Annotated in this window: 12 protein-coding genes and 1 pseudogene; 7 read left to right on the top strand and 6 right to left on the bottom strand. The window is 59.4% G+C overall.

All coding sequences use genetic code 11. The features are described 5' to 3' along the window. Nucleotides 1–7: 7 nt before the first annotated feature. Nucleotides 8–297, bottom strand: a pseudogene (locus tag ABFB52_RS13845) (TolC family protein); the annotation flags it as partial. 472 nt (nucleotides 298–769) lie between these two features. Between ABFB52_RS13845 and ABFB52_RS13840 the strand changes: the two are divergent. Both ABFB52_RS13840 and ABFB52_RS13835 read left to right on the top strand, forming a co-directional pair. Then, complete coding sequence (locus ABFB52_RS13840; protein ID WP_178082630.1) at nucleotides 770–2,527, top strand: sensor domain-containing diguanylate cyclase; 1,758 nt, start codon at nucleotides 770–772, stop codon at nucleotides 2,525–2,527. An 892-nt stretch (nucleotides 2,528–3,419) separates the two neighbouring features. After that, entirely contained in the window at nucleotides 3,420–4,109 is a 690-nt protein-coding gene (locus ABFB52_RS13835) for a lipopolysaccharide kinase InaA family protein (protein WP_085747360.1), read from the top strand. A 91-nt stretch (nucleotides 4,110–4,200) separates the two neighbouring features. Here ABFB52_RS13835 and ABFB52_RS13830 read toward each other — a convergent pair whose 3' ends face one another. Both ABFB52_RS13830 and ABFB52_RS13825 read right to left on the bottom strand, forming a co-directional pair. Further along, on the bottom strand, nucleotides 4,201–7,290 hold the full coding sequence (locus ABFB52_RS13830; RefSeq protein WP_129973652.1) for an efflux RND transporter permease subunit: 3,090 nt from the start codon (nucleotides 7,288–7,290) through the stop codon (nucleotides 4,201–4,203). Beyond that, the gene (locus ABFB52_RS13825) at nucleotides 7,287–8,396 is read right to left on the bottom strand and encodes an efflux RND transporter periplasmic adaptor subunit (protein WP_129973651.1); all 1,110 of its coding nucleotides are present in this window, start codon (nucleotides 8,394–8,396) and stop codon (nucleotides 7,287–7,289) included. The genes ABFB52_RS13830 and ABFB52_RS13825 overlap by 4 nt, the downstream gene beginning before the upstream one ends. Before the next feature lie 190 nt (nucleotides 8,397–8,586). Between ABFB52_RS13825 and ABFB52_RS13820 the strand changes: the two genes are divergently transcribed. Then, on the top strand, nucleotides 8,587–10,047 hold the full coding sequence (locus tag ABFB52_RS13820) for an efflux transporter outer membrane subunit (protein WP_129973650.1): 1,461 nt from the start codon (nucleotides 8,587–8,589) through the stop codon (nucleotides 10,045–10,047). Nucleotides 10,048–10,072: 25 nt separating this feature from the next. On the opposite strand, the gene ABFB52_RS13815 is transcribed toward ABFB52_RS13820, so the two are convergent. Together ABFB52_RS13815 and ABFB52_RS13810 are read right to left on the bottom strand one after the other, a co-directional pair. After that, nucleotides 10,073–10,693 carry a TetR/AcrR family transcriptional regulator gene (locus tag ABFB52_RS13815; protein ID WP_129973649.1) on the bottom strand — a complete coding sequence of 207 codons (621 nt, stop codon included), beginning with the start codon at nucleotides 10,691–10,693 and terminating at the stop codon, nucleotides 10,073–10,075. 123 nt (nucleotides 10,694–10,816) lie between these two features. Beyond that, complete coding sequence (locus ABFB52_RS13810) at nucleotides 10,817–11,413, bottom strand: TetR family transcriptional regulator (RefSeq protein WP_178082631.1); 597 nt, start codon at nucleotides 11,411–11,413, stop codon at nucleotides 10,817–10,819. Between the two features lie 149 nt (nucleotides 11,414–11,562). Between ABFB52_RS13810 and ABFB52_RS13805 the strand changes: the two genes are divergently transcribed. From ABFB52_RS13805 to ABFB52_RS13790, 4 genes are all read left to right on the top strand, one after another. After that, nucleotides 11,563–12,663 (top strand): alkene reductase, encoded by a 1,101-nt coding sequence (locus ABFB52_RS13805; RefSeq protein WP_129973648.1) that lies wholly within the window; start codon nucleotides 11,563–11,565, stop codon nucleotides 12,661–12,663. 39 nt (nucleotides 12,664–12,702) lie between these two features. Further along, the gene (locus ABFB52_RS13800; protein WP_129973647.1) at nucleotides 12,703–13,491 is read left to right on the top strand and encodes an SDR family oxidoreductase; all 789 of its coding nucleotides are present in this window, start codon (nucleotides 12,703–12,705) and stop codon (nucleotides 13,489–13,491) included. 82 nt (nucleotides 13,492–13,573) lie between these two features. Beyond that, a complete protein-coding gene (locus ABFB52_RS13795; RefSeq protein ID WP_129973646.1) occupies nucleotides 13,574–14,443 on the top strand; it encodes an alpha/beta hydrolase in 870 nt (289 codons plus the stop codon). 67 nt (nucleotides 14,444–14,510) lie between these two features. Then, nucleotides 14,511–15,509 (top strand): NADP-dependent oxidoreductase, encoded by a 999-nt coding sequence (locus ABFB52_RS13790; RefSeq protein ID WP_129973660.1) that lies wholly within the window; start codon nucleotides 14,511–14,513, stop codon nucleotides 15,507–15,509. A gap of 188 nt (nucleotides 15,510–15,697) precedes the next feature. Here the strand turns inward: ABFB52_RS13790 and ABFB52_RS13785 are convergent, their stop codons facing one another. Further along, the gene (locus ABFB52_RS13785; RefSeq protein ID WP_129973645.1) at nucleotides 15,698–16,906 is read right to left on the bottom strand and encodes an MFS transporter; all 1,209 of its coding nucleotides are present in this window, start codon (nucleotides 16,904–16,906) and stop codon (nucleotides 15,698–15,700) included. Between the last annotated feature and the right edge of the window lie 206 nt (nucleotides 16,907–17,112).

The raw sequence follows: 17,112 nt of genomic DNA, 5'->3' as shown, positions 1-17,112 counted from the left end.
GACGTGCTCAGTGGGATGCGACGTGCCCGACGGGATAACTCCATCCACCATCAAGGGGTTCAAAAAAAGACAACGCTGCCTCGATCTCAGCCTGAGCCTGAGTGATTTCGGCAGCGAAACATTCACGTTCCGCATCAAGGAACACAAGAAGATCCGCCGTGTAATCGCGGAATTGGATTAGGCCAGGTTGGCAGGGGAATGGTCAGATTCGCTCTGGCTCACCAATGACTATAGTCGTTGATGACGCTTGCCGTAGTCGCTGAACGAATTTTCGGTACCCTCAAGTGCCAACAACACTTACGCGCTTATCTTGCTGCCATTTCAGGCGGCGCTTTAACACGATGATTTTGGCAGCTATTTCGCCACTTCAGACAAATCTACATCTGCTTTCTGGACGACAACGGCTGCCCGTTACGACAAGCAGAAACCGACCAGAGGCAGACGACTCGGCCCCTTACCTCCAGCAGCCAGTCAAATCGTAAACATAAGTCTGTAACCAGCAGCTGGCTCGTCATGACCCGAGTCGGGCTGACGGAGTAGGTAAACCAGAGCTATTTATTCACCGGATGAGGGTTGGCCATCGCCAGCGAATATAGGGACTCGAGTCCGTCCCTTTTCGGTTCCACTGAGACAACAGCAGGGACTGCCAGCCAATTCGTCACGGTTTAACGAAATGATGACGGCAGAAAGCTATTATTGTTAAGTTTTCCAACCCCAAGCCGATAATCGCCAGGAGGCACAACTCGTACCCCGGAGTGGAGAAATCCGAATGTTGTCCAGCAGATCCAAGTCGTCAGAAGATTCCCGAGACGAGCGCTTCGACGGCCTGCTCCATATGGTCAGGCGGCAGTTCGGTGTCGTGGCCGTCCTGCTGACAACCGGCGCCCAGGATCTACAACGCTTTTGCGCTGGCGCCGGCCCGATTGTGCGCGACACACTGCCAGACCTCCGCATGCCGCTTCCCTCCGATGCCAATGCCCATACACTTCTGCTTGTACCCGATATCAGCCGCGACGAGCATCTGCGCAATCACCAACTGACAAAAACGTTTCCCTCGCTGCGCTTTCTCGCCGCCTGCCCACTGCAGGCGCCAGGTGGAGGGCAGCTCGGCCTTCTCTGTCTGCTTCACGACCAACCGCGCGAGCTCGATGCCGAGCAACAAAAAGGGTTGCAGGAGTTCGCTCAATTGGCAGTTGGGGCGCTGCTGCTGAAGGATTCGGATCGAGCGGAGTTTGAGCTTCCAAGCGAAAACGATCGACGTAAGGCGCTGGCCATCGCCACTAGCGGCACCGGTGTTTGGGACCGAAACATGCTCACCGGCAAAGTCAACTATTCCGATAGTTGGAAGGCCTTGCTGGGCTACACCAACAACGAGATCGGCAGCGACCCTGCCGAGGCCTACACCCGCATCCATCCTGCCGACTTCGCATACGTGCTGGCCGTCTACCAGGAGGCCATCGACGGGCGCACCGAGGTTTTCGAAGTCGAGCACCGATTACGTTGCCGGGACGGCAGTTACAAGTGGGTCTGCAGTCGCGGCAAGGTGGTCGAATTTGACGGTGCCGGCAAACCCTCGCGCATGGTCGGAACCACCACTGACGTCACTGCAATGTACGCCCTGTCGGAACAGATACAGCTGAACGCCGCTCTGCTGACCGACCTGACCAACGAAATCCCCGGCATGGTTTTCCAGAGTCTGCGGCAGTTGCATGGACAGTACAGCTTTTCCTTCGTCAGCATCGGGGCCCGCGACATTTATGGAGTGACGCCGGAGCAACTGATGCAGGATGCCGACATGCTGCACATGATCATCCATCCGGACGATCTGACTGCCTACCTCGGCTCCCTGGAAGCGTCTGCGACGGATCTCAATCCCTGGAACCTAGAATACCGGGTACTGCTGCCCGGTGGGGGCGCCGCTTGGCGTCATGGTGCTGCGCGTCCCAGGGCACTGGCGGACGGGAGTGTGCTCTGGCACGGCATCATCACCGATGTCACCGAGCGCAAGCTAATCGAAGCAGAACTGCAGGTGCTCGCCAGCACGGATTCCTTGACGCAACTGTCCAATCGTCGCCACTTCATGCAGCACCTCGAAAGCGAGTTGGCGCGTGTGCAGCGCTCTGCCGGCTATCCCGCGGTAATCCTGATGTTCGACCTTGACCACTTCAAAGCCATTAATGATCGCTGGGGACATTCGGTATGTGATCTCGCGCTTCAGCACTTCTCGGCCATTCTCTGCACACAGCTGCGCAGAACCGATGCTGCCGGTCGCATGGGCGGCGACGAGTTCGCAGTGGTGTTGAGCGATGCTTCCGTCGACGAGGCCAAAATCTTCGCCCAACGAGTCCAGGATGAGCTGGCCAGTGCGCCACTAGACCACGGAGACGAACGTCTGACACTGGCGGTCAGCGTAGGTATCGCCGCCCTCCATTCAGCCGATGTCAGGGCTGAGGCCAGCCTGTCGCGCAGCGACAAGGCGCTCTATTGCGCAAAGCGTGCCGGGCGCAACCGCATCGAATGTTATTGAAAGGTCGGGAGGGATTCAGACCTCAAAGCAGCGACATGCCAAGACGCAATGAGCCTCCAACGCCGCCTGAACAGCGACGATGATCATAATTTCAGCATGATTGGAAAAGCATCTAGTCTGTAGCGTTCCAGCGATCGTCTGCTTTTGGACGTGTCCTGCCTGTCACGACTGACCAGGTTGGCTGCGAAAATCCCAATTCAGATGAAAGTCGCTTTTCCATCAAGCGCAACCACTCGATTGCAGCTATGAAATTCAGGGCGATCATGAGCCTACCCAGAACGCCAGATAACCGGACAACTTCGTTTCCGCAAATAAGTATCCACCCCTTGATTTCAGAGGCTTCCAGAGCATTAATCAATACTGCCTAGCGGAAACGAATACAAGTTAAGGCATTGAAATATATGGATTAATCTTCGGACTTGAAAACCGTCGACTGTAACAGGTCCATGAGTTCGAATCCCATCGCCTCCGCCATATTTGATACGACAAAGCCCTGATTATTCAGGGCTTTGTCATTTCTGGCGTTCCAGAAATTCTGATGACATCAGGATGTTTTCCACAAACCGCAACTTTCACTCCCTTCTTCAGCGTTCTGCCGAACATAAAACACTCTTCATGTAATACGGGAATTAATCAAGATGACCCTGGCCGTGATGATGGCACCTCACTGATAGCTATCAGCCGAATGCTGCCTCCTGCGGACGACTGTCCTGGCCGAAACCATTTCATCTCTCACGACTGCCTTTGGACCGTAGCTCCCGCTCAATAATGGATAAGCGCGTCATCAAAGGAACTAGCCCAATATTGAAACGTCTGTTTGAATAACGGCATGATGCCAGCCAGCAAAAAGGCCGATGGCGCAGCTGATAACAACACAAGAATGGAGTGCGCGATGAGCCAAACCGACCAAATTTTTTCCTATTGGTGGAATACATCAGGCCCTTGGGTAGAAGAACCCAACGTACGCAGGAGTGGCACGAGCGGAGTGCAGCGAGTTCTGCATAACGGTGCGACTGTGTACGTTAAGCGTCAGACGGGTCATTTGTTTCGCAGCCTGAGATATCCTCTGGGGCGCCCCACTACCTTGCGCGAAGGCCGCGCGCTCACAAAGTTACTCCACCTTGGGGTCAACGCCCCTCAACCGGTTTACTACGGTGCGCAAAAAATCAAAGGGGTCTGGCACGGCATCTTGGTCACCAAGGACTTGAACGGTTTCCAGGATTTGGAATCCTGGTACAACGAAGGTGCAAAAAACCAATACACGCCCAAGCAACTGGACAATGTGCTCGAAATACTCGCGTCATTGATGGCACGAATGCATCTCGGCCGCTGGCAACATGGCTGCATGCGCTCAAAGCACATTTTTATCAAAGTTCGCAATTCGTCGAGCGATCCCGAGTTCGAGCTTGCGCTGCTCGATCTCGAGAAGTCCCATGGGCGAATTAGCTCATTGCGGGCAGCTCGGCACGACATTTTGCAACTCAGGCGCCATTCCTATTGGAGCGAACCGGAGTGGCAACACTTTCTTCGTCATTATGAAAAGCACCTGGGTCGACCAGTAATCACTCAGGGCCGTTCTTGAAAGCCCAACGAAGGCGGCAGGCGCTCACATCACATGAATGTCTGCATCGATCTGCCAGGTGAACCCAGGCCTCGATTTTCAGCACTGATGGCTACTCCGGTTTGACTGTTGCAGCCGGCGGCCTGGCGTCAGGACCGATTTTGAACCAGATCGAGTACATCGCGGGCAGGAACACCAGCGTCATGATGGTGCCGACGAGCGTGCCGCCAATCAGGGTATAGGCCAGCGTCCCCCAGAACACCGAGTGTGTCAGGGGAATAAACGCCAGGATCGCCGCCAGGGCCGTCAACAGTACCGGTCGCGCACGTTGCACCGTGGCTTCGACGACCGCGTGGAACGGATCCAGCCCTTCTTGCGCGTTGTGATGAATCTGGCCGATCAAAATCAGCGTATTGCGCATCAGGATCCCCGACAGTGCAATCAACCCGACCAGCGCATTGATGCCAAACGGCTGATTGAAGATGAGCAGTGTCGGCACCACGCCAATCAAGCCTAACGGCGAGGTCAGGAACACCATGATCATCGCCGAGATCGAACGGACCTGCACAATGAGGATGACCAGGGTCATGGCGATCATGATCGGCAACAACGGCAGGATCGCCTTGCCGGCCTTGCCGGACTCTTCAATCGCGCCCGCCTGCTCGATCCGGTAACCGGAAGGCAGCTTCTCGATGATCGGCTGCAGTTGCTTCAGCAGCGCACTGGAAACGTCCGGTGGCTGCAAGTCTTCGGCAATGTCGCCGCGCACGGTGATGGTCGGGGTGCGATCACGCCGGCGCAGGATCGGATCCTCCATGCGCACCTCAACCTCGCCGATCTGCGACAACGGGACCCGCTGCCCCGACGCACCGACCAAGGTGAAACCTTCGATTTGCTGTGGATCGAGCCGGACATCGCCCGCTGCCCGCCCCATGACCTGTACTGAACGAATATCCTCGCGCACCGCCGTGATCGGTACTCCGCTGAGCAGGAACTGCAATTGCTGTGCAACCGCAGTCGATGTCAGCCCCACTGCCTGCAGACGATCCTGATCCAGGTTGAAATGCAACGACGGAGTCAGCGGCCCCCAATCGGTATTCACGGTTCTCATCATCGGGCTGTCCTGCATCACACCCCGCACCTGCTCGGCGATCACGCGCAACTTTGCCGGATCAGGCCCCATCACCCGGTAGGCCACCGGAAACGGTGAATAAGGACCAAATACGATTTGCGATGCCCTGAGGCGCGCTTCCGGGGCGAGCCCTTGAGCCACCGCGTCACGAAAACGCAATTTGAGGGTTTCCCGTGCTTCCTGACTGTCGGTCAGTACAACGATCTTGGCGAACGACGGATCGGGCAGTTCCGGTGCCATCGCCAGGAAGAAACGCGGTGCACCCTGGCCGATATAGGCCGTGACGATTTTTGCCTCATCCTGCTGGCGCAGCCAGGCTTCGACCTTGGCGGCCGTGGCGCTGGTCTGCTCGATGGAAGTGCCGTAGGGCATTTGCACTTCGATCATGACTTCAGGACGGTCAGAGGTCGGGAAGAACTGTTTCTTCACCAGGCCCATACCCGCAGCGGCCACAAAGAACAGCACAATGACCATGCCCGCGACCAGCCATTTGCGGGCAATGACCCGGGTCAGAACCCGGCGGAAGCGGTTGTATCGCGGCGTGTTGTAGATCGCCGCATGTCCACCCTCCACCGCCTTGATATCCGGCAACAGTTTCACGCCCAGATAAGGGGTGAACGCCACTGCCACGACCCACGAAGCGATGAGAGCGATGCCCACGATCCAGAACATGTTGCTGGTGTATTCGCCGGCCGTGGACTGAGCGAAACCGTTCGGCAAAAAACCGATCGCCGTCACCAGGGTTCCGGACAGCATCGGCGCCGCCGTATGGCTCCAGGCATAGGCAGAGGCCTTGATGCGATCGTAGCCCTCCTCCATTTTCACCAACATCATTTCAATGGCAATGATCGCGTCATCGACCAGCAGCCCGAGCGCCAGAATCAACGACCCCAGGGTAATACGGTCAAAGTTTTTGCCGGTGGCCGCCATCACCACAAACACGATCGCCAGGGTCAACGGCACCGCAGCGGCGACCACCACGCCAACGCGCCAGCCCATGCTCAGAAAGCAGACGAGCATGACCACCAGCAGCGCGACAAAGAACTTGACCATGAACTCGCCAACGGCGGAGTCGATATTCACCGCCTGGTCGGTGACTTTCGAGAGGGTCATACCCAAGGGCATTTCCTCGTTGATCCTGACGGTCTCGGCATCCAGCGCCTTGCCCAGATCAAGACCGTTCCAGCCCTCACGCATCACCACACCGAGCAACAGCGCCTCTTCGCCGTTATTGCGCACCAGGAAGGTAGCCGGGTCTTCATAACCGCGTGCGACAGTCGCCACATCAGACAGCTTGAGTGTCCGCCCTTGCACGACTACAGGGGTGTCACGGATTTTCTGCAGCTTGTCGAACGCACCATCGAGGCGCAGAAAAACCTGTGGCCCGCTGGTGTCGATTGATCCGGCCGGGGTCAGTGCGTTCTGACTGTTCAGCGCGGCGAAAATGTCCTGCGGTGACAAGCCCAAGGTCGCCAACCGGTCATGCGAGAAAGAAACAAATATCCGTTCGGCTTGTTCGCCGATGATGTTGACCTTCTTCACCCCCGGCACATGCAACAGGCGCTGGCGCATGGACTCCGCATCGCGGACCAGCAGACGCTGCGGCTCGCCCTTGGCTTTCAGGGCGAACAGCGCAAAGGTCACGTCCGAATACTCGTCGTTGACCATCGGCCCGATGACGCCCGCTGGCAACTTGATCGCTTCATCGTCGAGTTTTTTACGCGCCTGATAGAACTCTTCCTGCACTTGCGAGGGCGGCGTGCTATCGAGCAACGAGACCATCGTGAAAGCGAGCCCTGGCCGCGTATAGGTTTCCGAGCGGTCGTACCATTTGAGTTCTTGCAGGCGTTTTTCCAGTGGCTCCGCGACCTGATCCTGCATCTCCTGTGCGGTCGCCCCCGGCCACGCCGTGATGACGGTCAACTGCTTGACCGTAAACGGAGGATCTTCAGCACGCCCCAGCTGGAAGAATGCCAGGGTGCCGGCAACGGCGATCAGGAAAATCAGAAAGACCGTGATCGAACGCTCGCGAACGGCGATGGCAGAAAGGTTGAATCGTCCCTCGCTCATGGACGACTCCCGGCAACGGTCGCCGCATCAGGCACGGGCATTCTTACTGCTTCGCCTTCGCGCAACAGGTGAGCGCCCAGCGCCACAATCTGTTCGCCGACCCGGAGATCGCCAGCCACTCGCGCCAGATCATCGCTCAAACCCAGCACTTTAACTGGACGCCAGGTCACGGTTGGCGGTGTCCCGGCGATGACCCACACGCCAGGACCTCGACCCGCGTCATAAAGCGCGGCGATGGGCACTTGTAACGACGCGCCAGGTGTCGAACCCTCGGCGATTCTGAGGGTGACAGTCGAACCTATCGGCGCATTGGCCAACGCGCCTTCCAGTACGTAGCGGGCCTCGAACGTACGCGTCGTGCGGTCCGCCGAATCCGAAAGCAACCTCAGTTTCGCGGTAACAGCACCCGAGGCGTCGCCATAGAGCGTGGCTTGCGCAGTGGATCCTGCTGCGGGGCGCAACGTCTCGGGCAAGTGCACGATGGCCTCGCGCTGCCCTGCCCGCGCCAGCCGAACCACCGGTTGTCCAGGGCTGACGACTTGTCCGGGTTCGGCGAGTGTTTCCACCACAACGCCGTCGGCATCGGCAACCAGCACCGCATAACCGGAAGCGTTGCGGGCAACGTCCGCCTGCGCTTCAGCGGCGCTGAGTTGCGCCTTGGCGGTATCTGCGGCGGCTTTGATCTGATCGTAGGCCGATGCGGAAATGGCGCCGGCGCTGACCAGAGTGCGATAGCGGGCTTCGTCATCGGCTGTCTGCCTGGCCCGGGCTCGTGCGGCGATGACCGACTCCTGCTGCGCGCGTGCCTGCAACCCCAGGTCGATGGGGTCGAGCCGCATCAGCGGCTGACCGCGTTTGACGCTCTGCCCCGTGTCAACCAGACGCTCGAGCACCTTGCCCGAAACGCGAAACCCCAGGTCGCCCTGAATGCGCGCCGTCACCACCCCCGTAAAAGATCGGGAACCGTCGCCCGCAGCCTGAACGGCGGTGAACCTGACCAGAGGCGCCTGTGTGCGCGGGTCTGCAACGGATGAGGAATCACCGCACGCCGCCAGGGCGAGTGGCAACAGGCATGCGGCAATGGGGGAAATTCGAAGCCGGCGCATAGGTTCACTTACTGAAATAGGATGACCATCATATTCTCATCTTTGTGACCAATATCGTCAACAGTCACATTCCATGAGATATTCGACGCTCCATTTTTTTCATTAATACCGTGATTGCCTTTTCAAGCCTTAATTGACACGTTGTGACCATTACGTAATATGGTCACGAAAATCTCGTTAAGGAACGCCGATGCCTCCCCTGCGCCCGATTGCTCTTTTGGTTACCGCCAGCCTCATGGCAGGTTGTGCGGTGGGTCCGGATTACCATCGTCCGGACGCCCCGCTTTCAGATCATTACCTCGGGCAGTCTGCTGTCGAACCGCGATCAGGATCGACACCGGACAGCCTTGCCGCCTGGTGGGAAAGCTTTAACGATCCGCTACTGAGCAACCTCATCGACCAGGCCTTGCAGCAGAATCTGGACCTTGCACAGGCATCAGCGCGCGTCACCCAGGCCAGGGCCGGCCTGGGCGCCGCCAATGCAGCACTGCTGCCCTCGGCAAATATCAGCGCACAGGCGGCACGCGCTTATCAGTCCGTCGAGACACCACTGGGCCAAGTCTTGAATTCAACACCCGGCTACGACCGTTACGGCAATGCCTACGAGGCCAATCTCGAGGCGGGCTGGGAAGTCGATGTCTTTGGCGGACTGCGCCGCGGGCGTGAGGCGGCACTGGCTGAGTATCAGGCCTCAGCAGCCGGTTTCACGGCGACGAGGCTGGCAATCGCTGCGCAAACAGCCGATATCTACATCACCCTGCGCGGATTACAGGCGCGGCTGGACATCGCCAACCGGCAAGTCGACACCCGGCGCGCATTGCTGGAGAAGGTTCAGTTGCTTTACGGCAAAGGGCTGGCCGCGGAGTATCAGGTGCGCCAGGCCGAGGGTGAGTTGTCGCAAGTCCAGGCGACCGTTCCGGTACTGCAAAGCGGTCTGGAGGCAGCCATGAATGCGATGGACGTGCTGCTCGGCACGCCTCCCGGCACTCACCGCACGCAACTGGCACGTGAGGGCGAGATTCCCGATGTGCCGTCGCTGACTGCGCTGGGTACACCGGCAGATCTGCTGCGGCGCAGACCGGACCTGATCGTCGCCGAACGCCGTCTCGCGGCCTCCAACGCGCGTATCGGTGAAGCGATTGCCGAGTACTACCCGAAATTTTCCCTCAGCGCCTTGCTCGGCAGCGCGACTGCCGTCTCCGGCGGCAATCTTTTCACCAGCGGCGCGAGCCAATCGAGCGCTGTCCTGGGTCTGCGCTGGAGGCTATTCGACTTCGGACGCATCAACGCCCGGATCGATCAGGCCAAAGGCCAGGAATCTGAAGCATTGGCCGCCTATCGCCAGTCGGTACTGCGCGCCACCGAAGATGTAGAGAACGCGCTGTCCTCACTGGTGAATCGGCAAACTCAGACCACCACCCTTACCGGCGGCGAAGCCGCGCTGACTCAAGCTCGCCAGTCCTCGTTCACCGCCTATGAAAAAGGCACCGCCAGCCTGATCGATGTCCTGCACGCCGACGAAACACTGTTGCAGGCCTCCGACGCCAGAGCGCAAGCGCGGACCGAATCGGCCCGTGCGGCGGTGGCGGTATTCAAGTCGCTGGGCGGGGGCTGGCAACCCACTGAATCACAACCTGTAGCGGCACGCTGAGCAGCACCACCAGATCGCTTTCAGGTCAGGGCATCAGGCTACGCAGAATGAGGTTGGAGGTCAGCGTGGGCGCTACCTCGATAAAATCCAGATTGTGCTGCAGCAGCAACGGGTTTACGAAGGGGCGCAAGGCCAGATGAATCGCTTCGACGGTCTCGTCCAGCGGGGTCTTGCGCTCGAACTCTCCGAGCTCTCGCCCTTCACGCACGATGTCGAAGATAAAGCGCTTGATCTGCTCCTCATACACCTGAGCACTTGGCCAACGCTCCGCTGCGGAGAATGCCGCGATGTCGTAAAGCTTGCGATCATTGAAGAACAGGTCCACACCCGTGGCAATCACGGTTTTCACCAGTCGACGGAAACGCTCGGTCGGCGAAATCCCCTCTGCGTTAACAGCCTGTTCGACCGCTGCAACCATTTGCCCCAGACAATTCGAGCAGATCGCTTCGCCGATCGCCTGCTTGGAATCAAAGAACTTATAGATGTACGCCTTGGAAAAACCGATGGCCCTGGCCAGATCGGAAACCGTGGTTTTGCCATAGCCGTTTTGGCTGAAGTGTTCATTGGCTGCCGCGACAATCTGATCACGAATCTCGTGATCGACTGGGCCACGTGGGCCGGGCGAAGATATGGATGGCTGATTCATGGGCGTAGCTTACTCACCCTGTCGAGGTCTTACAAATCGTGACCAATAGACTACATATTCACGAAAAACGGCTGTCTGAAACGGGCTGACGTTCAAGTCATCGAACAGGGTGGATCGGCCCTTCTACGGCGTTTCCACTTCATCGACCGGCAACACCGGCAATGAAGCAAACATTTCGGCGCGGCATACCTCAAGGATTTCATCCGCCAAGGCGGAATCATCCGGACAGGCGCGCGACAGGATGATTGCGCCGACCGCACGCGACAGCAAGTCGATCATTTTCCTTCTTCCCTCACCCTCCGCGGCATCCGGCCCTGTCGGATATTTTTCCCCCAGAGTTTGCAGGGTGCGTTCAATGCCTTCGGCAAACGTGGCTTTCACATCGTCCGACTGACGCGCCGCGTCGCCACACAGTGCGGCCATCGTGCAACCGCTGCCGCGTCCGTCGCGATGTTCTCGATTCACGTAGACGTTGATGAAACCGGGCACGTCGAGCGCCTGGGCGCCGGTCAACGATTTGCCAAGACTGCAGGCCGAGGCTTCGGCCATCAGGTCAGCCTTCGAGCCGAAGTGCTTGTAGAAGCCTCCATGGGTGAACCCGGCAGCCGCCATGAGATCGGCCACACCGACGCCATCAAAGCCACGCTCACGGAACAGCTCTGAGGCCGTCTCAACGATGTGTTCTCGATTGGCCTGCGCCTGGGCCTTGGTCACTCTCACGTGCAATACCTCGTGTTTAGCGGTAATTCCTGCGTCCGATGATACATAGATGTCGGCCATAATCAAAACCGTTGACAGTTTAGATTTCGATCATCATCCTAATTTCACACCCCACCGATCTCCATCAACGGGCACGGAAGATTCATCAGATGACCAAACAGACTCTGTTCACCCCTTACACCCTGGGCAGTCTCACGTTGTCGAACCGCGTTGTTCTCGCACCGCTGACACGCAACCGCGCAGGCCAGGGCTTTGTCCCCAGCGAATTCGCGGCCGCCTATTACAGCCAACGCGCCAGCGCCGGTTTGCTGATCAGCGAAGCGACGCAGATTTCCCGACAGGGCCAGGGTTATCAGGACACCCCCGGGATCTACACCCAGGCACAGATTGACGGTTGGCGCACAGTCACTGATGCCGTCCACGCCAAGGGCGGAAAAATCTTCCTGCAGCTGTGGCATGTCGGCCGCGTCTCACACGTTGACCTGCAAGAAAACGGCGCCGCACCGGTGGCCCCTTCTGCGCTGCGTGCCGCGACCAAAGTGTTCGTCAACAACCGCTTTGAAGACGTCTCCGAACCCCGCGCCCTGGAAACCAGCGAACTGTCGGGGATCGTTTCCGATTTCCGCCAGGCCGCGGCCAACGCGGTCGCTGCCGGGTTCGACGGCGTGGAGATTCACGGTGCAAACGGCTATTTGCTGGATCAATTCCTCAAGGACAACGCCAATCTGCGCACCGACGCTTACGGCGGTTCGATTGAAAACCGTGCGCGTCTGTTGCTCGAAGTGACAGCGGCTGTCATCAAGGAGATCGGCGCGGATCGCACCGGTGTGCGTCTGTCTCCCGTGTCGCCGGCCAACGGCGTGGCCAGCAGCGATCCGCAGGCGCAATTCAATTACGTCGTCGAGCAACTCGACGCCCTCGGCGTGGTTTACCTGCACGTGGTCGAAGGCGCGACCGGCGGCCCGCGTGACGTAGCCCCCTTCGATTTCGGCGCCCTGCGCCAGCGCTTCAAAAACACCTATATCGCCAACAACGGCTATGACCTCGACCTGGCGAACGCGCGGCTCGCCGAAGACCAGGCCGACCTGATCGCCTTCGGTCGCGCGTTCATTGGCAACCCGGATCTGGTGGAGCGCCTCAAGCAGGGCGCGCCGCTGTCCGCGTTCAATCCCGCCACCCTCTACGGCGGCGGCGCGGCGGGCTACATCGACTACCCGACGCTGGCTGAATCGAGCGTCAGCGCAAGCTGAGCGCGTTCTGTTTCTCACCTCCTGAAAGAGAGATACCCCATGAGCACTCGCCCTACTGTTCTCATCACCGGCGCCTCCACCGGCATTGGCGCCGTCTATGCCGAACGCTTCGCCAAACGTGGTCACGATCTGGTACTGGTCGCCCGCGATCAGGCTCGCCTGGACGCACTGGCAGCGCGCCTGCGCAGCGAGCACGACGTCGCCGTCGATGTTATCCCGGCGGACCTGACCCAACTCGCCGATCTGACCACCGTTGAAAGCCGCCTGCGCGACGACGCCCGCATCGGCATTCTCGTCAATAACGCCGGCGCCGCGCTGTCCGGCCACTTCGTCGACCAAAGCACCGACAGCGTCGCGCAACTGGTGGCCCTCAACACCACGGCGCTGGTGCGGCTCGCCAGCGCCATCGCCCCACGCCTGGCCAAGGCCGGCGACGGCGCAATCATCAACATCGGTTCGGTGGTGGGCCTGGCGCCGGAGTTCGGCATGAGCGTCTACGGTGCGACCAAGGCCTTCGTGCTGTTCCTGTCCCAGGGCCTGAGCCTGGAACTCTCGCCTCAGGGCGTCTACGTGCAGGCCGTGTTGCCCGCCGCCACCCGCACGGAAATCTGGGATCGCTCCGGCGTCGACATCAACACCCTGAGCGAAATCATGGAAGTGGGTGATCTGGTGGATGCCGCACTGGTCGGTTTCGATCGTCGCGAACCTGTGACCATCCCGCCGCTGCACGAAGCCGAGCGCTGGGATGACCTGCAGAGCGCACGCCAGGGCCTGCTGGGGCAAATCCGTCAGTCTGCGGTTGCCCAGCGCTATCAGACGCCACAGTGATTTTTTGCTAGCGAGCATTCGCGCCGGATTCGATGCAGGCACATGGCACTGCATCGAATCCTGCTGGCTTGCCGGAGTGACAATGAGTTCAATACAGACAAATTCCCGCTCGGGTTCGCCGACGTCATTCATCGACGCGGCGAACCAGTCGATCACGGTCAACGGCATTCCCTTCGCCTACCGCGACACCGGGCCCGCAACCGGCGTGCCGCTTGTACTGTTCAACCATTGGGGCGCGGTGCTGGACAACTTCGACCCCGCGATCATCGATGGCCTGGCGCAAACCAGACGCGTCATCACCACCGACTATCGCGGCATCGGCAACTCGGGTGGGACCGCGCCACTGGCGGTGGGTGAAATGGCCGACGATGCCATCCAGCTGATCAGGGCGCTTGGGTTGAAAACCGTGGATGTGCTCGGTTTTTCCCTCGGAGGTTTCGTCGCTCAGGACATTGCCCTCAAGGCGCCTGACTTGGTACGCCGGTTGATTCTGACCGGTACTGGACCGGCGGGCGGCACCGGCATCGACAAGGTCGGCACAGTGTCATGGCCATTGATCCTCAAAGGCTTGCTGACCCTGCGCGATCCCAAGTTCTACCTTTTCTTCACCTCGTCGGCCAATGGGCGACGGTCTGCCTCGCAGTATTTACGACGCCTCAAGGCACGCAAGAACAATCGCGACAAGGGCCCGACACCCCGCGCCTTCCTGCGGCAATTGAAAGCCATCACGGCGTGGGGCAAACAACCGCGGCAAGCGCTTGGGCGCTTGCGCACACCGACGCTGGTCGTCAACGGCGACAACGACATCATGGTGCCCAGCGTTAACTCGTTTGAACTGGCCAGGCTTATCCCCGACGCACAGTTGGTGATTTATGAGGATGCCGGGCACGGCGGGATTTTCCAGCATCACGCCGACTTTGTGGCCAAGGCGCAGGCGTTTCTCGATGCTTGATCACGTCACGCAGCAACACGGCAACCCACCGACTACCCTCCGTACAACCAGCAAGAGCCGCACCACGATGAAAGCATTTCTGATTGATGGCTATGGCAAGAACCCCGGACGCATTGGCGAAGCGCCCGCCCCCGCAGTCGGTGCCCACGACGTCTTGATCGAGGTCCATGCGAGCAGTGTCAACGTGCTGGATTCGAAGATCAGCAAAGGTGAGTTCAAGCTGATTCTGCCCTACGCCTTTCCGTTGATATTGGGCAATGACCTGGCGGGTGTCGTGGTTGAAGTCGGCCCGCAGGTGACACGCTTCAAACCGGGAGACGAGGTATACGCTCGCCCGCCCGAAGCGCGGATCGGGACGTTCGCCCAATTGATCGCCGTGAACGAAAACGCGGTCGCCCTGAAACCCGCCAATACCGACATGGCACAAGCCGCATCCCTGCCCTTGGTTGCACTGACCGCCTGGCAAGTACTGGTTGAAACCGCCCGGCTGCAAAAGGGCCAGAAAGTGCTGATTCACGCGGGTTCCGGCGGCGTCGGCACAGTTGCGATTCAGCTTGCCAAACACCTCGGTGCGTTTGTCGCCACAACCACCAGCACCGCCAATGTCGAATGGGTCAAGGCGCTGGGGGCCGATCTGGTGATCGACTATAAACAGCAGAACTTCGAAAATGTGCTGCGTGACTACGACGTGGTGCTGAACAGCCTTGGCGCCGACGTGCTGGAGAAGTCACTCAAGGTCCTGAAGCCCGGCGGTCAACTCATTTCCATCTCGGGCCCACCCACTGTGCAGTTCGCGAGGGAGCAAGGATTGTCCTGGCCATTGCAGCAAGTCATGCGCCTGCTGAGCCTTGGCATTCGTCGCAAAGCGCGCAAGCAGGATGTCAGCTACGCGTTCGTGTTCATGCGGGCCAATGGCGCTCAACTGCAACACATCACCGCGCTCGTGGAGGACGGGATCATCAAACCCGTGGTTGATCGCTCCTTCCCCTTTGAATCAACGGCCGAGGCATTGAAGTACGTCGAGCGGGGACGCGCCAAGGGCAAGGTCGTTGTTGCGCTCAAATGACCACGCCGCCTACTCATGAGTCGACCACAGAAACTGCACAGGTTTTACTGCTTGAGCGGTCATCAGCCGAGGTGATTTCGCCAGAGGAGCAGCAAGCGCTTCAACCGGATGATGTGCAGGTTCAACCACCCGTTATCGTTTGGCGCAGTTTGATGCTTGAGCCATGAGGAAGGTTGCAGGTGATCTCGTCAGGCTGTCGCGCTCGACTCGACAAGATGAATTTGCGTGGCATTGCGTCCGGCCAGCCAGGCCAGCACAGACGCGGCGACCAGGACAGCGGCGCTAAGCTCGAAGGTGGCTTTGTAGCCGCTCAAATCAAAGGCCAGACCGCCAATGATTGCGCCGCCGGCGATCGCCAGTTGGACGATGGCCACCAGCAAGCCGCCTCCCGCTTCAGCATCATCCGGGAGCGTTTGCGCCAGCCATGTCCACCAGCCGACCGGTGCGGCCGTGGCAACCAGCCCCCAGAGTCCGAGCAGCACGGCGGTCAGCACCGGCGATTTGCCGAAGCTGACCAACGCCAGCGCGATCACCGCCATGATCAGCGGAATGGCGGTCAGCGTGCGGTAGAGGCCGCGACCCATAAACCGTTCGATCAGAAAGGTGCCGATAAAGCCTGCCAGCCCCAGACCCAGCAGCATCAAAGACAATGTTGAAACACTGACACCGGTGACCCCTTCGAGAAACGGCCGCAGGTAAGTGAACAGCATGAACTGGCCCATGAAAAAGACGCTGACGGCGACCATGCCCAAGGCCACTGGCAATTGCTTCATCAACCGAAGAACGTTGCCGCTACCGACCTGGCGCTCGGCCTTGAAGGACGGCAGGCTGATCAGCAGCCACACGGCGGCAAGCACCGCGACCGGAACCACACAGAAGAATGCGCCGCGCCAGCCGATCAACGAGCCCAGAAAGCTCCCCGCCGGAGCGGCGATAACCGTGGCCAAGGCGTTGCCGCCATTGACGATGGCCAGCGCACGGGAAACCTGTTCAGGCTTCACCAGGCGCATGGCAGTCGCCGCCGACAGCGACCAGAAACCACCAATCGCAATCCCGATCAACGCACGTCCGAACATGAAGGACGGGTAGCCCGGGGCGAGTGCGACGACCGTTCCGGAGACGATCATCAGCAAGGTCAGGCCCAGCAGAAGCTGCTTGCGTTCGATGCGAGCGGCGACCGAGGCAATCAACAGACTGGTGATCAAGGCAAAGGCACCGGACACGGAAATCCCCTGCCCGGCCTGACCTTCGGTGATGTGCAGGTCCGCCGCAATCGGCGTCAGCAGGCTGACGGGCATGAACTCGGAAGCGACCAGAGCGAATGCGGCCAGCGACATCGCCAGCACGGCGCTCCAGCCGCCCGTTCTTTTAGAAGGTTTTGTAGAAGGTAACGTCATGAAAACTACCTGTGGTGCGAAAAAACGTAGGGGGGTGATGCGCAGGGACAAGCGGTTTGTCGCCCATCCGAGCACCGCCCCTGTAACAGATAGACACATTCTCCCGGTCAGTCCGGTGCTTCCCTAGTGCATTCCTCTTGAATGCTTGCCTGATCCTCTGGCGATGCAGGGTGATGGATAGGAAACGTCGCGCGCGCGCATTAGAG

The sequence above is a fragment of the Pseudomonas sp. 9.2(2024) genome (genome assembly GCF_039695385.1).
Lineage (GTDB): Bacteria > Pseudomonadota > Gammaproteobacteria > Pseudomonadales > Pseudomonadaceae > Aquipseudomonas > Aquipseudomonas paraglycinae.
Note: the sequence above shows the minus strand (reverse complement) of the source record. Positions and strands in the feature narration are given on the sequence as shown.

Bases quoted from the DNA above. Each gene is read 5' to 3' on its own strand.
- ABFB52_RS13840 (WP_178082630.1), top strand. From the start codon at position 770: ATGTTGTCCAGCAGATCCAAGTCGTCAGAAGATTCCCGAGACGAGCGC.
- ABFB52_RS13835 (WP_085747360.1), top strand. From the start codon at position 3,420: ATGAGCCAAACCGACCAAATTTTTTCCTATTGGTGGAATACATCAGGC.
- ABFB52_RS13830 (WP_129973652.1), bottom strand. From the start codon at position 7,290: ATGAGCGAGGGACGATTCAACCTTTCTGCCATCGCCGTTCGCGAGCGT.
- ABFB52_RS13825 (WP_129973651.1), bottom strand. From the start codon at position 8,396: ATGCGCCGGCTTCGAATTTCCCCCATTGCCGCATGCCTGTTGCCACTC.
- ABFB52_RS13820 (WP_129973650.1), top strand. From the start codon at position 8,587: ATGCCTCCCCTGCGCCCGATTGCTCTTTTGGTTACCGCCAGCCTCATG.
- ABFB52_RS13815 (WP_129973649.1), bottom strand. From the start codon at position 10,693: ATGAATCAGCCATCCATATCTTCGCCCGGCCCACGTGGCCCAGTCGAT.
- ABFB52_RS13805 (WP_129973648.1), top strand. From the start codon at position 11,563: ATGACCAAACAGACTCTGTTCACCCCTTACACCCTGGGCAGTCTCACG.
- ABFB52_RS13800 (WP_129973647.1), top strand. From the start codon at position 12,703: ATGAGCACTCGCCCTACTGTTCTCATCACCGGCGCCTCCACCGGCATT.
- ABFB52_RS13795 (WP_129973646.1), top strand. From the start codon at position 13,574: ATGAGTTCAATACAGACAAATTCCCGCTCGGGTTCGCCGACGTCATTC.
- ABFB52_RS13790 (WP_129973660.1), top strand. From the start codon at position 14,511: ATGAAAGCATTTCTGATTGATGGCTATGGCAAGAACCCCGGACGCATT.
- ABFB52_RS13785 (WP_129973645.1), bottom strand. From the start codon at position 16,906: ATGACGTTACCTTCTACAAAACCTTCTAAAAGAACGGGCGGCTGGAGC.